This is a genomic window from Vibrio pomeroyi, from assembly GCA_041879425.1.
In the GTDB taxonomy this organism is placed as follows: domain Bacteria; phylum Pseudomonadota; class Gammaproteobacteria; order Enterobacterales; family Vibrionaceae; genus Vibrio; species Vibrio pomeroyi_A.
Map to the genome: position 1 here is coordinate 1,069,437 of CP090854.1, position 21,943 is coordinate 1,091,379.

The 21,943-nt window shown below is 43.3% G+C and carries 23 protein-coding genes; 19 read left to right on the top strand and 4 right to left on the bottom strand.

The window, feature by feature from the left end; translation table 11 throughout:
* Window positions 1-8: 8 nt before the first annotated feature.
* Genes L0992_04830 through L0992_04865 form a run of 8 tightly spaced genes read left to right on the top strand, consistent with a single transcriptional unit; the run spans window position 9 to window position 9,996 of the window.
* Window positions 9-2,228 (top strand): exopolysaccharide transport family protein, encoded by a 2,220-nt coding sequence (locus tag L0992_04830; GenBank protein XGB68011.1) that lies wholly within the window; start codon window positions 9-11, stop codon window positions 2,226-2,228.
* Entirely contained in the window at window positions 2,228-3,439 is a 1,212-nt protein-coding gene (locus L0992_04835) for an oligosaccharide flippase family protein (GenBank protein ID XGB68012.1), read from the top strand. Before L0992_04830 ends, L0992_04835 begins: the two co-directional genes overlap by 1 nt.
* Window positions 3,436-4,812 (top strand): capsular biosynthesis protein, encoded by a 1,377-nt coding sequence (locus tag L0992_04840; GenBank protein XGB68013.1) that lies wholly within the window; start codon window positions 3,436-3,438, stop codon window positions 4,810-4,812. Before L0992_04835 ends, L0992_04840 begins: the two co-directional genes overlap by 4 nt.
* On the top strand, window positions 4,809-5,807 hold the full coding sequence (locus tag L0992_04845) for a glycosyltransferase family 2 protein (GenBank protein ID XGB68014.1): 999 nt from the start codon (window positions 4,809-4,811) through the stop codon (window positions 5,805-5,807). The genes L0992_04840 and L0992_04845 overlap by 4 nt, the downstream gene beginning before the upstream one ends.
* Entirely contained in the window at window positions 5,804-7,015 is a 1,212-nt protein-coding gene (locus L0992_04850) for a glycosyltransferase family 4 protein (GenBank protein XGB68015.1), read from the top strand. Before L0992_04845 ends, L0992_04850 begins: the two co-directional genes overlap by 4 nt.
* Window positions 7,012-8,118: a glycosyltransferase family 4 protein gene (locus L0992_04855; GenBank protein XGB68016.1), complete on the top strand. Its 1,107-nt coding sequence runs from the start codon at window positions 7,012-7,014 to the stop codon at window positions 8,116-8,118. The genes L0992_04850 and L0992_04855 overlap by 4 nt, the downstream gene beginning before the upstream one ends.
* Window positions 8,119-8,167: 49 nt before the next feature.
* Window positions 8,168-8,539, top strand: a complete 372-nt coding sequence (locus L0992_04860) for a hypothetical protein (protein ID XGB68017.1) — start codon at window positions 8,168-8,170, stop codon at window positions 8,537-8,539.
* A gap of 38 nt (window positions 8,540-8,577) precedes the next feature.
* The gene (locus L0992_04865; protein ID XGB68018.1) at window positions 8,578-9,996 is read left to right on the top strand and encodes a DUF4832 domain-containing protein; all 1,419 of its coding nucleotides are present in this window, start codon (window positions 8,578-8,580) and stop codon (window positions 9,994-9,996) included.
* Window positions 9,997-10,085: 89 nt separating this feature from the next.
* Here the strand turns inward: L0992_04865 and L0992_04870 are convergent, their stop codons facing one another.
* Window positions 10,086-10,421 carry a hypothetical protein gene (locus L0992_04870; protein XGB68019.1) on the bottom strand — a complete coding sequence of 112 codons (336 nt, stop codon included), beginning with the start codon at window positions 10,419-10,421 and terminating at the stop codon, window positions 10,086-10,088.
* Between the two features lie 247 nt (window positions 10,422-10,668).
* On the opposite strand from L0992_04870, the gene L0992_04875 reads away from it, so the two are divergent.
* The 5 genes from L0992_04875 to L0992_04895 all read left to right on the top strand — a co-directional run bounded on the left by L0992_04875 (window position 10,669) and on the right by L0992_04895 (window position 14,454).
* Window positions 10,669-11,502 (top strand): AraC family transcriptional regulator, encoded by an 834-nt coding sequence (locus L0992_04875; GenBank protein ID XGB68020.1) that lies wholly within the window; start codon window positions 10,669-10,671, stop codon window positions 11,500-11,502.
* A gap of 104 nt (window positions 11,503-11,606) precedes the next feature.
* A complete protein-coding gene (locus tag L0992_04880; GenBank protein XGB68021.1) occupies window positions 11,607-12,335 on the top strand; it encodes an AzlC family ABC transporter permease in 729 nt (242 codons plus the stop codon).
* A 2-nt stretch (window positions 12,336-12,337) separates the two neighbouring features.
* Entirely contained in the window at window positions 12,338-12,667 is a 330-nt protein-coding gene (locus L0992_04885) for an AzlD domain-containing protein (GenBank protein XGB68022.1), read from the top strand.
* A 320-nt stretch (window positions 12,668-12,987) separates the two neighbouring features.
* A complete protein-coding gene (locus tag L0992_04890; GenBank protein ID XGB68023.1) occupies window positions 12,988-13,479 on the top strand; it encodes a DUF2059 domain-containing protein in 492 nt (163 codons plus the stop codon).
* 192 nt (window positions 13,480-13,671) lie between these two features.
* A complete protein-coding gene (locus tag L0992_04895) occupies window positions 13,672-14,454 on the top strand; it encodes a ribonuclease H family protein (GenBank protein ID XGB68024.1) in 783 nt (260 codons plus the stop codon).
* Window positions 14,455-14,556: 102 nt separating this feature from the next.
* On the opposite strand, the gene L0992_04900 is transcribed toward L0992_04895, so the two are convergent.
* The gene (locus tag L0992_04900) at window positions 14,557-15,702 is read right to left on the bottom strand and encodes a glycosyltransferase family 4 protein (protein XGB68025.1); all 1,146 of its coding nucleotides are present in this window, start codon (window positions 15,700-15,702) and stop codon (window positions 14,557-14,559) included.
* 306 nt (window positions 15,703-16,008) lie between these two features.
* On the opposite strand from L0992_04900, the gene L0992_04905 reads away from it, so the two are divergent.
* The 6 genes from L0992_04905 to L0992_04930 all read left to right on the top strand — a co-directional run bounded on the left by L0992_04905 (window position 16,009) and on the right by L0992_04930 (window position 20,815).
* Entirely contained in the window at window positions 16,009-16,935 is a 927-nt protein-coding gene (locus tag L0992_04905; GenBank protein ID XGB68026.1) for a glycosyltransferase, read from the top strand.
* Window positions 16,936-16,951: 16 nt separating this feature from the next.
* The gene (locus tag L0992_04910; protein XGB68027.1) at window positions 16,952-18,388 is read left to right on the top strand and encodes an oligosaccharide flippase family protein; all 1,437 of its coding nucleotides are present in this window, start codon (window positions 16,952-16,954) and stop codon (window positions 18,386-18,388) included.
* Window positions 18,389-18,461: 73 nt separating this feature from the next.
* Window positions 18,462-18,779 carry a hypothetical protein gene (locus L0992_04915; protein XGB68028.1) on the top strand — a complete coding sequence of 106 codons (318 nt, stop codon included), beginning with the start codon at window positions 18,462-18,464 and terminating at the stop codon, window positions 18,777-18,779.
* A 127-nt stretch (window positions 18,780-18,906) separates the two neighbouring features.
* Window positions 18,907-19,521, top strand: coding sequence for a LysE family translocator (locus L0992_04920; GenBank protein XGB68029.1), 615 nt, complete (start codon window positions 18,907-18,909; stop codon window positions 19,519-19,521).
* Window positions 19,522-19,570: 49 nt separating this feature from the next.
* Window positions 19,571-20,347: a choline kinase gene (locus L0992_04925; protein XGB68030.1), complete on the top strand. Its 777-nt coding sequence runs from the start codon at window positions 19,571-19,573 to the stop codon at window positions 20,345-20,347.
* Window positions 20,348-20,380: 33 nt separating this feature from the next.
* The gene (locus L0992_04930) at window positions 20,381-20,815 is read left to right on the top strand and encodes a GNAT family N-acetyltransferase (protein XGB68031.1); all 435 of its coding nucleotides are present in this window, start codon (window positions 20,381-20,383) and stop codon (window positions 20,813-20,815) included.
* 75 nt (window positions 20,816-20,890) lie between these two features.
* Here the strand turns inward: L0992_04930 and L0992_04935 are convergent, their stop codons facing one another.
* Window positions 20,891-21,358, bottom strand: coding sequence for a DUF3429 domain-containing protein (locus L0992_04935; GenBank protein XGB68032.1), 468 nt, complete (start codon window positions 21,356-21,358; stop codon window positions 20,891-20,893).
* Window positions 21,355-21,900 (bottom strand): glutathione peroxidase, encoded by a 546-nt coding sequence (locus tag L0992_04940; GenBank protein ID XGB68033.1) that lies wholly within the window; start codon window positions 21,898-21,900, stop codon window positions 21,355-21,357. The genes L0992_04935 and L0992_04940 overlap by 4 nt, the downstream gene beginning before the upstream one ends.
* Window positions 21,901-21,943: the final 43 nt, after the last annotated feature.

Sequence of the window (21,943 nt, forward strand, 5' to 3'; positions counted from 1 at the left end):
TAAAAGTAATGGTAGAACGTGGTAAACCTTTAGAAAGTAACGTTAACTTTGCACCGTTTTTGGCTGCTCTGAAAATTCATGGGCTTAAGCTATTGCTGGTTACAGTAGTTGTAACGGGGTTAAGCCTGCCAGTGATTTGGTCGATGACGGCTAAGTATGTCTCGACTGCGACAGTATTGATTAAAGCGCAACCGGACAATGTATCTCCGATTGATCCGATCGAAGATTATGACTCTGCTCGCTCACAGTACTATGAAACGCAATTTAACCTAATGCAATCCAGAGTCGTGTTGGTTAAAGCTGTTGAAGCGTTAGAACTACAACAAAATGAAGAGTTTAATGGTTCAACATTAACTGGCAATGGCGATTGGACACTGTCTCGAGAGCTACGCATTAACCATGCGGTTAAAGAGTTGAAGCGACACCTAACATTTACTTCAGTCCGCTTAACTCAATTAGTTTATGTGTCTTATGAATCTACGAACGCACAACAAGCTTCAACAATCGCAAATGCAGTGGCACAAGCTTTTATTGATTATACGGTGGAGCAAAAAATTGCAAAAACCCAGCAAGCTAAACAATGGAATACGCAACAGCTAGGTGTACTCAAACAACAAATTAGTCAGCAAAAGAAAGAAATAGACGCATTTTTGCAAAGCGAGGGGTTACTGACCTTCCGAGGTGTTGATGGTTTTGAAACAGAAGAACTTGGGATTATTACCAATAAATTGGCGGATGCAAAAGAGAGGCGCCTAGCTGCTCAAGCTAATTATGAATTGGTGAGCCAATATATGAAAGGTGATACAGGGACTCTCACCTCGTTACCTGACTTCTCCTCCCACCCTCAGCTACAAGATCTTAGAATTGCACTTATACAAGCAAAACGGAAATTATCTGATCTTAATCGACGATATGGACCTAAACACCTTAAAGTTCTTGAGGCCAATGCTGAAATTGAGGTGATTCACAAGCAAACTGTACGCCTACTTGATGAGCTAAAATTAGGGCTTCAGCAAAAATATCAAGCAGAACTTATCAAAGAAAATCATTATAAAGCGCTCTTAGCTCTGCATAAAAAAGACTTCTTTGCACTTGCAGATAAGCGTGAGCATTATGATGGCTTGATGGCAGATCTTACTCAAAAGCAATCGCTGTATGAGCAGCTTTATCTACGAACTACTGAGCATGCTCTTAATACGACGTATAGAGAGCAAGATGCACGAATTTATGATCCCGCGGTGGCTAGTGAGCGTCCAGCGAAACCCAACAAGCCATTGTTAGTCGTGATGATAAGTATTATGACAATGCTAGTTAGTGCTTTGGTTGTCATTATTCGAGCAGCCACAAAGCAAACAATAACAACTCTTGCACAGCTGGAAGCAAAGCTTGGATTAATTCCACTAACTGACATGCCTTCATTTACAAGTGAACCGATGTCGACATGGATGTTAGGTAAGCAAATTCGTTCCAACCAATATGCCAACGAGATCGGAAATGGCGCTTATACCGCATTATCTTTAGCTCGCCCAAGTAGTCAGTGTGTCGGTGTCGTATCATCATACCGACAAGAAGGGGCAACGACGACGGCGTTATTATTAGCTGGTGCGGTCAGTGAAGTGAAACCAACTTTACTGCTTGATTTGGATTATCGTGGAGAAGGCGAATTTACAAGAGATATTATTGCGGACAGTCACTGCAGTACCCCTAAGTTTAACGTACAGGAGCAAATTGCTGGGTTTAGTCATTTGGTGTTTAGCCAATTGAGTTCGGTACAAATAGGTAATGAAAACAAATCTTCATCATTACAAGAAGCACTACAACTCGATATTGAGCAAGTCATAATGCCAATATCACAGGGATTGTCTTATATCGCCCCTGGTACTCTGGCTGAATCACCATTAACTTTTTTTGCTCGCCCAGAGTGTGAATCTGCATTGTTGGCACTTTGTCAGCGTTTTGAATCTGTCATCATAAAGCTTCCAGCTCTGAATGATAGTAAGGATGCACAGCTCCTATTGCGCTTTTTGGATAGCCTGATTGTTGTGGTCAAATCTGAACAACATACGGCGAATGAAATCAAGCATCAACTAAATAAGTTGTCGCCGTTGTTGGACCAGCCAGCTTTTGGAGTACTCAATCAAGTGAGTGATGACCGAGTTGTGGGTGAAGAGTCTCTGCGTTTTATTGCTCAAGGTAGTATGGATTTACTCAATATCGAGGGCTCTTAGTGAGCTTGCTTAAAAGCATTTCCACTATTGCGACATCATCGATATTGTCTCAGTTAATTGGGGCTGGTTCGATATGGTTGATTTCGCATTGGTACGGGATGTCGGAAGTCGGCTCATACGCGTTAACGTACAGTATTGCCTTAATCGGAGCACAAGTTTGTACGTTTGCATCACAGCTGCTATTGCCAAAACAACAGAGTAACGAGCTAGGGCAAAATGTCTCTTTTTGCTTGTTATTTAGTGTTTGTGCGTCGGTCATTTATTCTATGGGCATTGCATGTTTCTTTGACCGTCCCATTCTTCAAATTCTGATGTTAACGTTGGCACATGCATGGGTTTTGATCTCTGAGAATCTACTGCTGAGAGATCAAAAAATGAAGTCACTAGCTTTACAGCGAACATCGATTTCGATGTTAGTGTTGTTACTAATTGTTGTCAGTGAAGACTTAAGTGCATTCTATTGGGCTTGGGGAGCATCGTTGCTAGTGTGTATGTTGCTATGTATTGGTTACTCTCTACCAAGAAATGTGATGAATCTACAGCAATTTTCGCTTTCATCCTTGTCACTGTTTTTCCGTAAGCACAAACATCATATTGTCAAAGTTGGGAGCGCTGAGATTTTGGCGATGGTGAATAATAATTTACCCGTTATCCTTATTAACGTGTGGTTCAGTCCTGTTGTAGCCGGTTATTACGCCGTAGTTAGCCGATTTTGCTTAGCGCCTATTGTTATCATTGGTAACGCTGTAAGAAACTCTATTTTTTCCACTTGGTCTGTCGACTTTAGACGCAATCAGTTTAATTACGCTGAATTTTCCAAGGTGCGGCGGTTACTCTTTGCTATGGGGACTTCGGCGGTGCTTGGAGTTTTCATTTTCTACCCCATAGTGATGCAATTAGGGTTTAGCGCTGAATGGGTCGCTTCAGTGCCAACTTCTCGCTATATGCTACCGTATTTGTTTATGGCGCTAGCGGTGTGCCCATTGACCGTTCTTGAGTTGGTTTATGGATCTCCAAAGTATTTCCTTCGCATTCAGCTTGAGCAACTTATGGTGGTGGTATTGGCTTTTGGTGCGCTGCCATTTTTTATAAGTGATTATGCATACTCGGTTATTGCCTTCGCCCTACTGTCTTCTATTCGATACCTGTTTATTTATTTTGAAGTGAATAAAACGGCTGTGCGACTTCGTCGAACGATGGAGGTTACTTGAAGATAAATAATGGTCTGTTTTTGCAGGTATACACGTTTGTAACGTTAGTTGCTTGTGGGCTAGTACAGTATCTGACTGGTGTCGGCGCAGTGCTTTGGCTGCCATTTGTTGCTGCCTTTGCGATGGTTTTGTTGTTATTGATACAAACCAATTACGAGGAGGCTAAGTTAGATAATATAGAAACAGTACTCACATTGTTGTTGGTGGGGGCCTATACGTTGATCTTAGCGTCGACAGTTCTACAAAATGGGCTGACGGTGACCATTGTAGGTTGGAAGAACGAACTTGCATTGTCGCTTATTTTTCTATGCTTACTATTGGGGTTTATCCGAGAGTCGCAGCTTTACCGCGTGGTGCAGATGCTATATTGGATTTTCTATCTACAATTCCCAGTTATCTTGTATCAGATTTTAGTTGTTGTCCCGCAACGTGTCGCTTTGAAAGGTGAATTTGAAAAGTGGGACTCTGTGGTAGGGACTTTCGGTGGTGACCCTATGGGCGGGGGAAACACGGCAGCATTAGGGTTATTCTGTTTACTTGTAATGCTCCTTAAATTGTCTGAATTTAGGCATGGTGTAGTTAGTCGGCTTAACATGATACTGCATATTGTTGCCGCGTTTATTTTGTGCGTTCTTGGTGAAGTTAAGTTCGTCATTTTGCTTGCTCCTATACTTTTAATTTTTGTTTGGCTGTGTCCTAGTTATGTTTACGGCGTTAGGCAAAAGGATATTAAGAAAGTGCTTCTTATGGTTTGTACCATGGGATTATTAGTTTTATTGGCAATAGTTGTCCTTGCTGCCTCTTACGCAAGCGCTTTTGATACCGACCCTGACCACAGTGCTTTAAAGGTGTTTTGGGATTCTTTAGAGTATATATATGACTCAAATTACATCTTACCAACGGGAGAATTAGGGCGGATGACCACGCTATTTTTCTGGTTGGATAATAGTCAGCTTTATGGATGGTCTAACGTGTGGTTTGGTTATGGGTTAAATGCAACCAACCACGGTAGTTCGGTAGCTCCAGGTTTCTTGAATCAAATATTTAATGTCCTTCTAGATTCTACGTCACTAAGCATGATGTTGTGGGAATTTGGTGTCGTTGGATTAGTCCTATTTTTATGTCCAATTTTATTGGCGCTAAAGGTGTCAATGCCCAAGGAAGTGCTAAAACGTGAGCAGTTATCGATGCAAGACATTCAATTGCTCTCTTGGCAACCTGCGTTTATTGCATTTAGTTTTGCAGGTTTATTAAGCTTACCTTACAGCCAAATTTTAATGTTGGTGCCTATGTTGCAGTTCCTTTTCTATTTTTCACTTGGCGGAAGTCTAATCATACGCAAGACTGTTATTCAATCGGGGGCAAGGTTATGAGTTCTTTACCTAGAATCACCGTGATTATAAAAACACTCAATGAACAAGGTGGTATTGCTGCGACGATTAAAAGCGTTCAAAGTCAGCTAAAGAATTATCAATATGATGTCATTGTTGCCGATAGCTTATCTGATGATGATACGCAAAAAATTGCGTTAGAGAATGGCGCTAAAGTCGTGACGTTAATCAACGCTAATGATCGTTGCTGCGGCGTAGGCCATCAACTTGGCTATTTATACAGCACTGGTGACTATCTATTGTTATTGGATGGTGATATGCGTTTACAAGACGGGTTCATTGATGCGGCGATAGCATTTCTGGAAAAAGAGCCGACTTACGCCGCGGTGGCGGGGACGGTTGAAATGGATGAAGCGAATAGCTACGAATTTAAATCTCGCCAACAAAGGCATCACAAAATATACCCTACTGGTGATTGTAGTCATTTAGCCGGGGGAGGGCTGTATCGGGCGAGTGCAATCAATGATATAGGTTATCTTACACATCGCACATTGCATGCCTATGAAGAGGCCGAGCTTGGTATGAGACTCGAACATGCTGGTTACAAATTGCATCGTTTGGATACCCCGTTTTTCCATCATACTTCTTATGATATGCCGACGTTAACGTTACTGCGCTACCGATGGAATCGTGGTTATTTGTTTGCGTCAGGCGAATTGCTAAAGAGCGCGTTTGGTAAAGCGTACTTTCGAAAAGCTGTGAGTGTGGTGCGTAATGAGTTGATCTTTGCTTGCTATCTTGCTTGGTTAATTTTGGCCTTGCTGGTGGGTAATGTTTCGTTGTTGACTATTAGCCTGTTGCCATTGATGCTTTTCTTTGCTGCTAAAGCGTTGAAAAACCGCTCAATAAAGGACGGTGCGCAGAGCATTATTAATTTGACCGTATTTTCAACTGGATTGGTAAATGGTTTGTTGTTGCCCATTAAAGACCCAAACCAACCACCGTCACATAAAGTGTTAGAGCGAGATGTGTCATGAAAGTATTGGTGGTGAATAAGTTTTTTTTCTTAAAGGGGGGCGCTGAAACGGTCTTTTTTCAAGAAAGAGAAATGTTGATGGATCGAGGGTTTTCGGTTATCGACTTTTCAATGGCTCACAATGACAACTTGGCATCTGATTACAGTGCTAGTTTCGTCGATAATGTGGATTATCACGCCAATGCTACTTTACTCAGCGCGTTGAAAACGGCAATGCGGTTTGTACATAACGCAGAAGCGTGTGAAAAGCTTTCTGAGTTGATTACTACTGAGCAACCCGATATCGTTCACTTTCACAACATTTATCACCAGCTGACTCCCTCAATTATCAAGGTTGCTAAGCAAGCCGGATGTAAAACGGTGCTCACCGCTCATGATACTAAAATAGCCTGTCCTAGTTATACCATGTATCGTGATGGACACACCTGTGAAGCGTGTTTACAAGGAAGTGTTTTTAACGCTTTAAGATATCGCTGCCAACAAGGATCATGGTTTAAAAGTGGCTTGCTTGTTGTGGAGGCGTTGTATCAATCGCTTGCTCAGAACTATCAATCACTGGATATGATAGTTTCACCTAGTCAGTTTTTAGCCAATATCATTCGTCGTAAGCTCCCTAATAATAGAATTGAGGTCATAGTGAATGGCATTGACGAGAACGTTGATCAGCAAGATGTGGCAGATCATCGATATTTTTTATATTTAGGGCGGTTGAGTCAGGAAAAAGGCGTGGCGACAATGGTAGCGGCTTACGAGTTGTCTAACCAATCGATACCATTAAAAATAGCCGGTACAGGACCACTTGCAGACTCCCTATCAGGGAAACAGAGTAAGGTCGAGTGGCTAGGTTTTAAAATGGGGCCGGATTTACAATTACTCATAAAACAAGCTAGTGCAGTTATTGTCCCTTCGGAATGCTATGAAAACTGTTCTATGTCAGTGCTTGAAGCTATGTCGTACGGGAAGCCTATTATCGGCGCAAATATTGGAGGTATCCCCGAGCAAGTTCGTGATGGAAAAGAGGGACGTTTATTTGAAGCGGGTAATGCTCATGATCTTGCCAGTGTGATGGATGAGTTTGCGATAAGGCCAGAGCTTACAAAGTACTATGGTGAACAAGCAAGACAACGCTTAGAGTCGCGCTATTCCTTGAGAGCACATCATCAGCAGTTGGTCGATTTGTATCAAAATTTATTGGGTGAGCAATCATGAAAGTAACCGTACTAGGGACGCGTGGTATTCCTGATGTATTAGGAGGAGTCGAAACTCACTGTCAGCACCTTTACCCTCTTATTGTTAAGCAAGGATTTGAGGTAGAGGTTATCGCTCGTTCTCCTTATGTCGCTTATAAAACGAGGAGTTATAAAGGGGTCGAGGCCAAAGCACTGTGGGCTCCGAAAAAGACATCGCTAGAAGCTATCGTTCACTCGACTATTGCGGCATTTTCTACCTTAACGGATGGCTCGAATGTGGTGCATGTTCATGCGATCGGCCCTGGGTTAGTCGTGCCACTGTTACGTTTGATTGGAAAGAAAGTGGTATTCACCCATCATGGTCCAGATTATCAGCGTGAGAAATGGGGGAAGCTAGCAAAGATTGTTTTGAAGCTCGGTGAGCGTTTTGCCGTTAAATATGCCAATGAAGTCATTGTCATATCAGAGGTGATTAATGACCTTATTAAGCAATCTTATCAAAGAGATGATGCACATCTTATTTATAATGGAGTTAACCCGGCTAAGTCTCTGCCTGTTGATGTCGTATCATCTATATTAGAGCGCTACCAGTTAAGTGCGCGAGGATATATTGTCGCGGTAGGACGTTTTGTTGAAGAAAAAGGCTTCCATGATCTTCTTCAAGCCTACGCAAAATCCAAGCTTGATATGCCGCTCGTACTAATTGGAGATTCCGATCATGAAAGTGAATACAGTCGCTCATTAAAACAAGCAGCGAAAGACACCCCAGGCGTGATACTGACCGGTTTTCTCAAAGGGGAGGAACTACAAGTTGTATTTTCTCAAGCTAAGTTATTCGTAATGCCTTCTTATCATGAAGGGCTGCCTATTGCACTGCTAGAAGCGATGTCATATTCCTTACCAGTGGTGGTTAGCGATATTGCGCCAAACAGTGAGGTTGGACTTGAATCTGATTGCTATTACCCAGTCAAAAATATAGATGAATTATCACAGGCAATAAAGAAAAGGAGTGTGATGCCTCTACAAGACTATCAGCACTTTTTAGAACGATATGACTGGCATAAAATCGCTGATCAAACGGTGGATGTTTACAATAACATGTTGGGAAGCAAGCGTGACTAATCGTCTTAATAAAAACAATGATACGGATGAGCCTAATAAGAGCCGGGCAGTGACTCAATTTTACCGAGTTTTACAGCAAGAAACGCAACAAAGCTTGAGTGAAGAACAAAGGCAAGCTATTGAAAAAGCAGTTAATCAAGTTGGCTTAGTCGCAAAACATTCCGTTGATATCCGTAAAAGCTTTCCTTGGTTTGGCAAGCGCTACTATGTCGTGCTGTTGAGTGGGCGTGATCGTCGTACAGCAGAGCGTCAAGGTGAGTCTAAATGGTTAGTCTATGCTACAACGGTATTGCTAACTACCTTTGTCCTTGCGGGGGGGATGCTCGCTCTACTGGCATTGTATTTGTTAAAGTCTGCACTGGGTATCGATCTGTTCGAGAGCTTTTCACTAGGTATATGGGACTGGTTTCAATCACTATAAGGGTTGAACTCGAGTGATAAATGATAGGAAATAAACAAGTGAAAAAAGTCATTAACTGGCAGTGCTCATGGCTATACCTATTATCGTTAGTATTCTTTGTTACCTCATACGCCTATGCTGACGAAGTAGGGGATAAAGTGACGTCAATCACGGCACTCAATACACCTATCTCTAATCCAGGTATGGGGGTTGAAACGTTTCACGACGGGTGGGGTACCGTACTAACTCTTGAGCAATATCCTGTCTCGGGAATGGGATACTACCGGTATTATTGGAGTGAACTTGAGCCAAGCGAAGGTGAATACAACTTTTCTCTCATTGATGACTTGCTTGAACAGAATGCCAAGCAATCAAAGCGAGTAGCTTTGCGTTTTATGGCACTTGATGAACCATTCTCAGGAACAAAAATTCCACAATGGCTCATCGATAAAGGCATCGAAGGGCAGTGGGTTGAAAATGGAAAAACTTTCGTAGCCGATCTCGATGACCCAACTTATTTATACTATGTAGAAAAATTACTTAATGCTTTTGGGCAACGTTACGATAATGACTCGCGGCTTGCTCAGATTGACATTGGTATGGTGGGTTCTTGGGGAGAGTGGCATAACAGCAACTTTCCGGAGCTTGAGCCACTACTTAGTAAGTATTCATATCAGCAGTTAAATAAGTTCGTTGATCTGCATTTTTCAGCGTTTCCAAATACTGCAAAATTAATGCTTATTAGTGGGGGAGATTCTCTCGTATACGCAATTGAAAAAGGTGCCGGATGGCGTGCCGATTGCTGGGGTGATTGGCATAATTTTGGCCCTACTTGGAGTCATATGAACGATGACTACCCGTATCGAATTCAACAAGCTAACTCGCAAACACCAATGTTTGATACGGCTTGGCAGCGCCAGCCGGTTAGTTTTGAAGTCTGTGGTGACATGCATGGTTGGCTAGCCACACAACAATACACAAGAGCTCAAGTGGCTGCCTCATTAGATTGGGCGATTAGTCAGCATGCAAGTAGCCTAAACTTGAAATCGAAGCCGATTCCCGAGCAGTATCGCGATTTGTTAGATAATGCTTTGTTAAAAATTGGGTATCGCTTTCGAGTTGATACGATTCGTCATTCAGCTTACCTGTCGACGGGGGAAAACCTTTCCCTGGAAGCTCATATTTTTAACGATGGCGTGGCACCAACATACCAACCTTATTATGCGTATTATCGGTTAGTAAACAGCAACGATCAGGTGGTTTCGTTTGCAAAAGATAGTACAAGTAGCGAAGCTTGGCTCCCTGGAGATTATAAATCTATTGCGAACTTCTCATTGCCGACAGACCTAAATGTCGGTCATTATTATATCGAAATAGCAGTGAGTGAAAGTCGTGACAGTAAGCCTTTGAATTTGGCAAATATAGGGAAACAGCTTGATGGTTGGTATCGGCTAAGTGAAGTGATCATTGAAGAGTAACGACAATTGCCATGTCCACTCTTAATGCATGCTGGATAAAATGGGCTGGTTAGCCGTTAGCCGTTAGCCGTTAGCCTTGAGTGCTCACTCTAATTAGCAGGCAACACCACTGCCGACGCTTCTTCTGAGTCTTCTTTGTCTTCGACTTGCTCAGCTACCCAATCAATTGTCTTTGTTAGATAAAGTTTATTGGTTTCGGTATCACACCAACTTTTTGATAATCCTCTTCGATTAAACTCACTGCCAATTGCCGCCAGCGTTTGATTGCTCGAACGTCCGTAATACAAGGTGTCGCACAGTTGCAGGTTCGACATCGATTGTGGGTATGTATTAACCGACGAGGAGTTCATGCTTAGTGCTTTGGATTGATTGTGCGTGCAGCCTGTAAGGCTCAAGAAAAAGATCAATGCTAAGGCTTTCTTCATCATACCTCTGAACAGTTACCAATGGTTGGCGGGAATTATGAGCATGATTAAGCCATTGATTTGTCAATTCTTCGCCAACTGCTTACAGAGCACGATCTTGCTCGCAATTAGAACACGTTATTGAGCCGTTTAATTTCTCAGTCAAAAAGCGTATTAACTGCCAAATGCGCAATTTTGTACAAAAGCTGAAAGAGCCTATAGAGTAGACTGATAAGTCGCTCGATAATTAACAGGCTTGGGAATTGTTATGGAGAACAAGAAACGTTCTAAAGAAAAGGCCGAATATAAGATCACAGAAGAACTCGGTGGCCTTGAAATCCTGAATGCTGAATACGAAAAGCAGAACTTCTCACGCCATAGTCACGAGGGCTACACACTTGGTGTTATCGAGCAGGGTGCTCAACGTTTCTATCGAACGGGCGGGCATCATATCGCACCACAAGATGCCATTATTCTGGTCAATGCTGACGAAGTTCATAGCGGACACTCTGCCACTGAAGGTGGTTGGGCGTATCGCGCAATGTATCCACTTCCTGAGCAACTCGCCAAAATCACTCAAGAGCTTAACTTACCCAATTACGGGGCACCTTACTTCCCTAGAGCGGTGGTTGAAGATCCTGAACTCGCTAATCAGTTAAGGCTGGTGTTCAACGCGATTGATGAATCAGACAATCGTCTGTTACGCGAAACCTTGATGTACGGAATGTTGGTTAAGCTGATTAGTCGACATGGGAAATCAAGCCTTAAACCTCAACTGGACGGAAAAACTCAGCGTCAGCTTGTTCTGGTGAAAGAGTTTTTGGATGATTTTCCGCAGGCCGATGTCTCTCTGGAAGAACTCTCTAAACTGGCCGCCTTAAGTCCGTTTCATTTGGTGCGCTCTTTCCAAAAAGAGTTTGGTCTTCCGCCACATGCGTATCAGATTCAGTCTCGGTTGAGGCTTTCTCGCAAGTTATTGAAGCAAGGGCATACCATTTCAGATACCGCTCAAGAGTGTGGTTTTCACGACCAAAGCCATTTTCATCGACACTTTAAAAAAGCCAATGGCTACACGCCGGGGCAATACATCAAAATGCTCTAAATCGGACGCGTTACTTCGGTCTTCAAATCGAGCAAGCTTGTACAATCGAACCCACTCAGGTGTTTTTACATTGAATAGCCAATGTGAAGAGAGAAAAGAACAATATGGATAATCAAAAGATGGATAGGCGCACTCAGTTATGGAAGGGCGTTTTAGCTGGAATGCCGCTGAGTATCGCCGTGATCCCTTGGGGGATTCTTGCGGGCTCATACGCGATAGACGCCGGATTGAATCAACTGCAAGCACAAGCGATGTCAGCAATTCTATTTGCTGGCTCGGCGCAACTGGTCGCCGCGGGTATGTTCAAAGCGGGCATTGGCCTTGGCACTATGTTGCTGACCACGCTGTTCATCACCTCAAGGCATTTTTTATACAGCGTATCGATGCGCGACAAAATCAGTCATCTTCCGGCTCGTTGGCGGTTATTGCTTGGTTTTTGGCTCACCGACGAACTGTTTGCGATATGCAGCGGGCAATCTCAGCAAGAGTTTAATCGTTGGTACGCAGCTGGTGTTGGCGGTGGTTTTTATCTGGTTTGGAACATAGCGAGTTTCGTTGGTATTGTCGCTGGAAGCCAAATTCCATCACTTAATGAAATTGGCCTCGACTTTGCGGTAGCCGCGACCTTTATCGCTTTGGTTTTTCCATTAATCAGAACTTTGCCCGTTGTCGTGTGTGTTGTGGTTTCACTGGTTACTTCGGTTGCTATGTCGGTGAACAACGTTGAAGGTGGGCTAATGATAGCAGCGATTGCTGGCATATTAGCCGGCTTTTTCAGTGAGTCGTTTCAAGAGCGACACAATGGCAACAAGCCCATCGCGGGGGGGAAATAGAGATGATTTGGTTAACGATATTACTCATGACGGCAATTGTGTTCTTTAGCCGGTATCTGTTTCTTGAGCCTGCCATTCCACTTCGACTCAACCAAACCGCTCGACGTCTATTGCGTTATTCAAGTCCAGCGGTACTGACTGCGATCTGGGGGCCGATAGTGTTTGCTCCAGAGCAGACATTTTGGCCAAGTCTCGAGAACCCTTACTTGATTGGCGCGGTGGTGACAGGTCTGTTGATATGGAAAACGGGTAATGTGTTACTAACGATCGGTATCAGCATGGCGGTGTTCTTGTTCTACAATCTTGTCGCGGTTGATTATCTTTTTCATTAATACGCAGCTCAATTGACACGGCGTGTCACGCCATTAGTTACCCTCGTTTCAAGTGTGTAAGTTATTACTTGAAACGAGTGCTCTTAGGCTCTAGTTCTCTTGTAGTTCTTTTATTTAAAAGCGCTCTGTTCCTCTCTTAGTCTTCTTCATATCTGTCCAATAAACTCCTTACATTTAAGTGCAATCGATTTTATATTATCTTGCACCGTTTAATTCGTTTTACTTATGGATTAAAAGTGAGTAAATTTGCAAATAATTCAATGTGTTGAGATGTTTTACAAGATATTTCATCTGTTTTACAAAGCTAAAGGGACCTCAAAATGTACAGATTTTTCGCAATTTTATTTCTACTCGTACCGCTGCAATTATCAGCGGCACAAGATAACAGGCAAGCCCTGATAAAAGAGCTTCTTCAGATCATGTATGTCGATTCCACGTTGGATGCGGTATACGTTCAAATGGATAGCATGATGGCTAAAATGTCTAAAGATCTAGAGGTTTCGGAGTCAGAACAAGCTATCTTTGATGATTACTATCAAAGTATGAACGAGTTGATGAAAGAGGAGGTCAGTTGGCAAAAGCTAGAGCCCGGAATTGTAACGATTTACAGCAATCAATTCACTGAAGAAGAGCTCGGTGCAATGATCGATTTCTACAAAACAGAACATGGAAAAAGTATTCTGAAAAAGATGCCAACCGTGACGACAGAGTCAATGATCATGACTCAGTCGTTAATGCAACAAGTCCTACCTAAAGTTCAAAAGTTAACGACCAAACTAAAACAAGACCTTGAAACCCATAGAGGTTCCTGATCAGAAGCTGTCAGGTTTGTGATTTGAAATAACGCTCTATACTTGGTCGAGAACGTAGATATTCTTGAAACACACGCTGTATTTCATGCAATGATTTATGTGTTTCAAGCTTAATCAGGCATAATTACTACCCCACAGCTGAATCATTTTAGGTGTGGGTATCGTGTATTTGGGTTTTGGTAAGGAGTTAATTTGGCTAAGAAATATTATGTGGTTTGGAAAGGTCGCACACCGGGTATTTTTACCACTTGGAACGAGTGTAAAGCTCAGGTCGATGGTTTTGCAGGCGCGAGATATAAATCGTTTCCAACATTAGGTGAAGCTGAGTCTGCTTTCGGTGGTAAAGCGTCTTCTGCATCTCAGTCGAATTCAGGTGCTAAGCCGGCATTTGCGAAGCCACGTACAGCCACTAAAGCGAAGGTTCCGCCTCTTTCTCAGCAGCAAATTACTGACATGCCTTTTGACATCAAAATCTTTACTGATGGTGCTTGTGAGCCTAACCCAGGCGAAGCGGGAACGGGTTTAGCGGTTTATTTGAAGAATAATCTGACTGAACTTTGGTATGGCTTGTACCAACCGATGGGGACTAACAATACTGCTGAGCTACAAGGTTTAGAACAGGCCTTTATTCTCGCGAAAGAGAAGCTGAAAGCTGGGCTGTCTGTTGCGATTTATAGCGACTCAAAATATTCGATAGACTGCATCACTAAGTGGGCATCAGGCTGGGAGAAAAAAGGTTGGACGAAGTCTGGCGGTGAGATAAAAAACCTCGATATCATTAAATCTGCTTATGCACTTTATCAAGAGCTTGCTCCTCAAATCACTATTTATCACGTAAATGGTCACGTCGGCATTGAGGGCAATGAGCTTGCTGACCGCATGTCTATTGTGGCGATCTCTTCGAAAGAGCAAGGTTTGAGCCGTTATACCGAAACGGACGATCTTGCAGAGATCTTAGCGCTACGTGCAGGTTAACAAGATCTGCTCGTGAGAGTACGATCTATCTAGAGCGTTACCGCTTTTAGCAATGTAACGCTTTGTTTTATGTTCTATTCTACTCGACAGCTTTAGCTGGCTCTAAGCGGGGTTCTCTATCCAGTTAGATAGCTGCTGGGCTTGCTTGAGAGAGTTAAACTTAGTCTCAACTCGTGCTCTGGCTCTCATCCCCATTTCTGCTCTTTCATCACTGCTTAATTGAGCAAAACGCTCAATAGTTTCTCTTAACTCATCAACACTTTTCTCATTCACTAAAAAGCCAGTCTCTGGGGTGACAATCTCTTTGCAACCCATGATGTTTGTGGTGATAACGGGAACACCAACGGCCATCGCTTCTTTCAGAACTAAGGGCCCGGTATCGACACAGCCTGTTTCTGAAAAACAGAAAGGCGCCACTAAGCTGTCGTAGTTAGGTAAGTTCTTCTTCACCCACTCATGGGTTTGTGCACCATGGAAAGTCACGTTTCGGGTAAGTTCCTGATGCTCTACTTGCATCTTGAGTTGAGATTCTAAGTCGCCAGTTCCGATGATGTCCAAATGAATGTTGAGCGGTTGTGCGATGGGAGCTAGAGCATCGATCAAGTGATGAACGCCTTTTTGTTCAACCAGGCGACCGAGAAAAATTAGGCGCAGGAGTTTAGTGTCGTTTTTAGGTTGTAGCTTAAACTGCTTGGTGTTCACACCACAGTGGAGCAGCTTCACATTCCCTTTAGCCATGCTATTGAAGTCGTTGAGCATGTCTTTACAAACGGCAACCACGAAATCACTCGAAGAGATCTTTTGTTCGATGTCGTAGGCGAATTCATAGACATCGTGTCCGTGGGCGACAAACGAGCAAGTAATGTTGAGCAGTTTGGCAGCGACAATGGCGTGTGCAGTGGTATGCTGACAGAAGTGTGCATGAACGTGGTCTATGTCTCTCTCCGCCAATTGCAGTGCGAGTTTAAACCCGTATGCAAACAGTGACTTCTTCGGCATGCTGTTTTGCTTTGAAACGAATGATAGTGCTTTGATAAATCCAAACCAGTTGATGCTGGCTATTTTACCCAAACGAACATCTTTACCTATTTTGACAATGTCGTAATCGAACGACTTTTCACTCTGTTCAACCTTGAATGTCACGACACAGACATCATGCCCACAAGCTTTCACAGACTCGACTTCTGTTTGAATGAATGTCTCACTGAGTACTGGGTAGGTTGGCGCTACAAATGCTACTTTCTTCATTCCTTACTCCTCAAATCCATGTGATTAAAAGGAATAAAGCAAAATACGAACCAAGATTGAATGGGGTTTTAGAGGGCGTTTTAGAAAGGATAGGGATGATTTTCCTGCGGTTATCACTTAAAAAGGGCTGGTTTTCTCAAAATGGAAATCAAATTGGAATTTTGAGTTTCTCCGTTGTTTACGTCTCGTCGTCATTTTGCGAATAGGCTTGTAGGTTATTGATATAAAAGCAGTCCAGTAGAGATAAGCGATCGGCACAGAACATGCAATGTTGGTCATATAACGTATAACTGCGAGAGCGTCATTATGGCTAAAGTAAGTATCATTATTCCTACCTACAACTGTTTAGACTATCTACCGAAAGCGATCGGTAGTGTACTTAACCAGACCCATCAAGACGTCGAACTGATCATTATTGACGACAACAGCAACGATGGGACATCGACCTATCTTGCGACGATACATGACGAACGCATTATTAAGTTGTCTACCTTGGGTGTTGGCGCACCTCAAGCTAGAAACCTTGGTATTGAGAAAGCGGCCGGAGAATACATCGCATTTTTAGATGCGGACGATTTTTGGTTCCCTGAAAAAATTGAGCGCCAACTCGAATTCCACCAACGATACCCTGACATGGCGATGAGTTTTACTAACTACGAGCACCTAACAGAAGACTATGAAGTCATTGTTGATTGCTTTAGTTATTGGTCGCAATTTCAAAATCGAGAAGAGCAGTTCATCAACATCGATAACCCATTAGAGTTCATCATTGAAAACAACGTGATTGGTACGTCGACCGTCATGGTGAAAGCCGATGTGTTTTCTCAAACCGATAGCTTTAATGCAGACATCAAGTATGGCGAAGATTGGGAGTTGTGGCTTCGAATGAGTGAAAATCACCAGATTGGTGTGTTGAACTCTGTGGAGGTGGGCTACTTAATGAGAGCAACATCAGTGACTCAAACTGAAGACCTCAAGCTCAGAAACCTAGCTTCTATAGAGACCATTCTTCAGCGTTATCAAAACAACAACCAGCGTTGGAATGTACCTCAGTCTAGTTTTAAAGTTGCAAAGGCGAGAATATTAGAGGGCTATGCAGACTATTATCGAGGCTTACAACAGAACAGACAGGCTATTCTCTACAGCTTCCGTTCTTTAGTAATGGCCCCTCAAAAACGTACATTGCGACATTTGATAGGCGACTGTAAGAGTTTCCTAAAGCCGGCTTGGTAAGGGATCGGTGACTCGTATGGGTTCATTAAAACAGTCAGCTTATTACGCTATTGGCATATTGATGATGAAAGGGATCTCATTGGTGATGATCCCTTACATTACTCATAAAATGACGTTGGCAGAATATGGATCATTAGAAGCGATCGTATTACTGGCGGACATCGGTACGATCCTGTTTAGTTTCGGTATTGTTGAATCGATGTATCGTTACGTTGGCGTCGCTGAAGGCGATGAAAAGCGCAAGCTGATATCTAACTGCTTTACGCTCAGTTTAGTGGTGTGTGTACTTGGCGGCGTGCTCATCGCGCTCAGCATGCCTCTGTTGCTACTGATGTTGCCTGTCGAGTTCAAACCTTATCAGATCGTTCTTCTACTCATTCCTACGATGCTTGACGGGGCAATATCCATCCCGCTTACTTTGATGCGCATGAACGCAATGGCGAAACGTTTCTGCCAACTCAACGTATTGAAAGCCGGTGTTCAGGCGATTATGACGTTTGTCTTGCTTGAAGCGGGTTATGGCATTGATGGCGTGCTGATTTCTGCCGCTGCTTCTAGTCTGCTATTGATGCTTTGTCTGGTGAGTTATCAGTGGCAGCAGATGGGCAGTTTAGGTTGTTTTCAATATTCAGCGAAGATCTTGAAGTTTGGGTTACCAACTTTGGTTGGAGGGGCATCCATTTACATGATCACTGGGCTAGATCGCTGGGTGATGGCAAGTTTGGTTGGAGTAGAGGAGCTGGCCATTTATGCGGTTAGTGGTAAGTTTGCGTTAATTCTAGGCTTGCTGCTGCAACCTTACGCGCTTTGGTGGTTTCCAAACCGAGTCGCCATGCTTCAGAAACCTGACGGCAGCAAAATGTGTGCAGACAGAGCGTTAATCGGAGTTAACCTAGCCATAGTGTTAGGAGGCTTGATGATCTTAACTGTTCCGGGCTTCATTTCTCTTATCTTACCAAGCAGCTATCATCAGGCTGGGGTGATAGTGGTCGCATTGTTGGCCATCGCTGTGATTAAAAGTGCGGGCGACTACCTCAACTTAGGCTGCTTCAGCGGTGACTCAAGTCAATCTCAGATGTGGATCCAAGGCGGTTGTGCGATATTGGCAGCAATTGGTTATTTTACCATTACCCCAATATACGGAGTGTGGGGCGTGATTGCCGTTCTGTGTGCTATTTATACTTTGAGGCTACTGCTTCTGTATTTTGTTAGCCAATCGATGGAGCATTTGCCTTATGATCATCGCAGATGGATAACTGCAATCAGCATCGCCATTGTTGCTATTGTTTGTGACCGTGTTCTAGGGCTGATGCTGGTCGATGTCCATGATTTTGTTTTAGGAGCCGTTGTCGCATTGATTACGTTGGTGGCCTTTGTGAAATATTCGGTGATCGTTATTCCTCAGGCTCTTCTTGATAAACTGACACCGGGAAAACAGTCACACGCCAACTAAATAAAACACTGTTCATTATTGGCTGAATTAGATAGTATTTATAAATTCAATGAATGCTAATATGGAAAGATATATGAATAAGTGGATTGTACTTGCAGCGTTTTGCTCAACTCTGTCTTATGCTTCTGCTGAGGTTGTCAGCCAAGATTTATTGTCTCACCATCTTGATGCCCCAGAGCTCCCATCTTTGGAAACGCAACACAGCGTTTGTAACAGTCTTGTCTGTAATTCGATATCCGAACCACAATTAGTTTCTTCTGCGGGGCATTTTCCTGAACGTGAATCTAATCCAACGATAGATACGATAACCAGCGCAATCTACTTCGTGGGCGAAATGGGCGTTGCTGAAAACCTATCGACTCCAGAATATGAACAATTTTTTGAGAACTAGCTGAAAGGTTATATACCGAGAGGCGCTTCTTTTTCGTCCTATTACAAAGTACATAAAATGCTGTTATAAAAGCTTCTATCGCATTTAATGATTCGATTACGTAATACATGACGACTAGGACACCCCGATGGAAATATGGAAGTTGCTGCTGTTTATTCCAGCATGCTTTGCGCTGAACATGACGCCTGGCCCAAATAATCTTTTGTCGATGAATAATGCCCGTTGCTATGGCTTTAAAGCTGCATTTATTGCAGGGTTAGGCAGAATCTTTGCTTTCTCTGGAATGATTGCGTTGGCGGCGTCTGGCTTGGCCGTTGTACTTTATACTTCCGAGACCTTGTTCTTTCTTATCAAGTTGTTTGGTGCCATGTATTTGCTTTGGATCGCGTTTAATTTATGGCGCTCTCAAGCTAGCCCTGTCGTAGGCATCGAACGCAATAAAAACTGGTTTGGTCTAGTTAAACAAGAGTTTGCACTCGCAGCTGGCAATCCCAAAGCGATACTTATCTTCACTGCATTCCTACCTCAATTTGTAGATGTCACCGCGAATGTAAACACGCAATTCTTCATCCTAGGAAGCACATTCTTAGTGTTAGAAATGCTCGCGATTTCTATCTACGCGGCTTTTGGCTTATACCTAAAAAACTGGTTCTCCAAACCGCTAATGGCTAAGCGTTTCAACAAAGCGTGCTCGGTTTTTCTTGCTCTATCTGGTGCTAATCTGCTGGTGAGTCGACAGTAACTCTCGGGATTAGAACAGTTTGTAATAGACGGAGTGAGGACGGTATTCAATGAGCAACAAAGACCTATCTAAAATGGGTTCGGCTAAGGTAACTCTTGTAAATCGTAATGGCGTACCTTGTATTCGTAAGCAGGGAGTGGATGAGGTTGAGATTTCTTTTTATCAACATGCAGCGCAACAGTTGTCTCGGGTAAATAGCCCTAAGTTATTAGCTGTGGAAGGCGATGATCTCTTTATCGAGCATATTCCGCATTCTTTAACATTAAATGAACTTCAAGCCTCCCCAGAGGTGTATCAGAAACTATCACGTATTCATCGTTCTCAATACTCGCCGAGTTTTTCAGTGAAAGAGCACAGTTGGAGCTGCTGTGATACCGAAACTGCATTGGCTTCTCTGAAACTACCTCTAGTAACACAAGACAGCTTACTGCGTATTCAGCAATTGAGTGGTGCTTTGTTCGACCATAGAACCTTGGTCTCTGGTGATGCGAACGAAGGAAATTGGGGAAGACGAGATAACGGTCAGCTGGTGTTATTTGATTGGGAGCGTTTTGGTTATGGCAGCCCAGCTATCGATTTGGCACCGCTCGTTTCTCGTATGGGTACTTTGTCTGACTATGAGTTTATTGTTGACCAGTACCTACTTCATAACAATTTAATTTCCCGAGAAGATTTAATAAGGCAATTGATCATCGCGAAAAGCTGGATCGTAATCGAAGTCACGAATATATTAGTCTCGCGTAACAACCCTGAAGCTTCGAAATACATCCACTGGTTTAGGGAGCAATTGCCAACTTGGCTAGCTACTGTGGAAGGTCAGCTATAACAAGGTTGGAGTCAAATCTATAAAGGTCTATTTATGAATATTGTCTGTGCGGAAAAACAGGAACTGGCTGAAATTTACCAGCTTGAACATGCTTTGTTTGGTGACCATGCCTATCCGCAATTTTTCATTCGTCAGGCATTTGATTGCTGGGGAAAAGGCTTATTAGTTTCTAAGCAAGACTCAAAGATTGCGGGCTATGCCTTAACGACAACCACAGACAAGCAGAATGAGTTTTGGGTCCTATCATTAGCAGTAGACCCGAACTATCGTGGTATGGGAATTGGCCGGAAACTGATGCAGCATGCAATAGCTCAACTTCCTCAAGAATCTAAGTTATTACTCACCGTGAACCCAAATAACGCATCGGCTTGTGCGCTTTATGCATCGATGGGATTCGCTACGATTAAACAAGAAGAAAACTACTTTGGTGATGATGAGCCAAGGTTGGTGATGCAGCTCATCATCTAGATTCTTGTTAACGGTTTTTACTCAAAGGCTCTCAACTAAATTAAAGGCTCACACTTCAAATAAACTCTCACAGGGCTACGTTAGCATCACGATACCGTGTATCAATACGACGCTAGAGGTGAGCCGAGTTCTCATATCAAAGTAGCCATCTGGGCCTTGGATCTGGTTCTCTTCTCTCATCGTTCTTTCAGCTCGCCAAACCGTAATGTAGCCAATAATAAGAATCAAGGTAGTGACAAACTCTTTTTGCTCTCCCAGTAACACCGCCAACCATGCGACTAACACAATTACGTTGCTAAGAATCAGCGCTTTGTTGCTTGATTGGCTTTCGAAGTTTTCGATGCCATTTCCCCACAAGATACCCGAAAGAAAACTCAATATAACCACGCTGTAGGTGATGAAGAGCGTTTCCCCACTTATTCCGATGAATTGGCTGTCGGTCAGAGACAGCAGTAGGCCGAATAGAAAAGGGACTAATCCCATGTACCCCAGCTTCGCCATGGTGTTACGGGTTTGAGTTGTAGCCATGTAATCCGCCCTCATAACTGCTGCTCAATCGCGTTTTTGAGCGTGGCACTCACTGGTGATGTTGAGCTAGGGAAGGTGGCGACCACTTTGCCTTCTTTACTGATCAAGAATTTGTAAAAATTCCACTTAGGCGTTACGCCCGCTTGCTGCTGTATCTCGGCAAAGACTGGGTTGGCGCTACTGCCAGACAGCGAAGCTCGCGCCATCATAGGGAAGGTCACACCGTAGTCGAGATAACACACTTTAGCCGACCTCTCTTCGCTTCCTTTGTCTTGGCGAAAATCATTACTTGGAAAGCCGATAACCGTGAAGCCTTGGTCTTTGTAGGTTTGATGAAGTTGCTCGAGCTGCTCAAATTGCGGAGTGAAGCCACATTGGCTCGCAGTGTTAACTACTAAGAGAGTCTTGCCTTGAAATTCATCACACAAGGCGATTTCTTCGGTTGAGTTTAACAAACGTTGTTTGCCATTAAGTATCTCGGGACAGCTCGCTGCAAAAGCGATAGAGCTTGTTAGGCTGGTAATCAATGCAGTTGAGCAAAGTAGTGAACATTTCATAGGTTTGGCTCGTTTTAGTTGGCGTAATGGTTATTACTCTTGA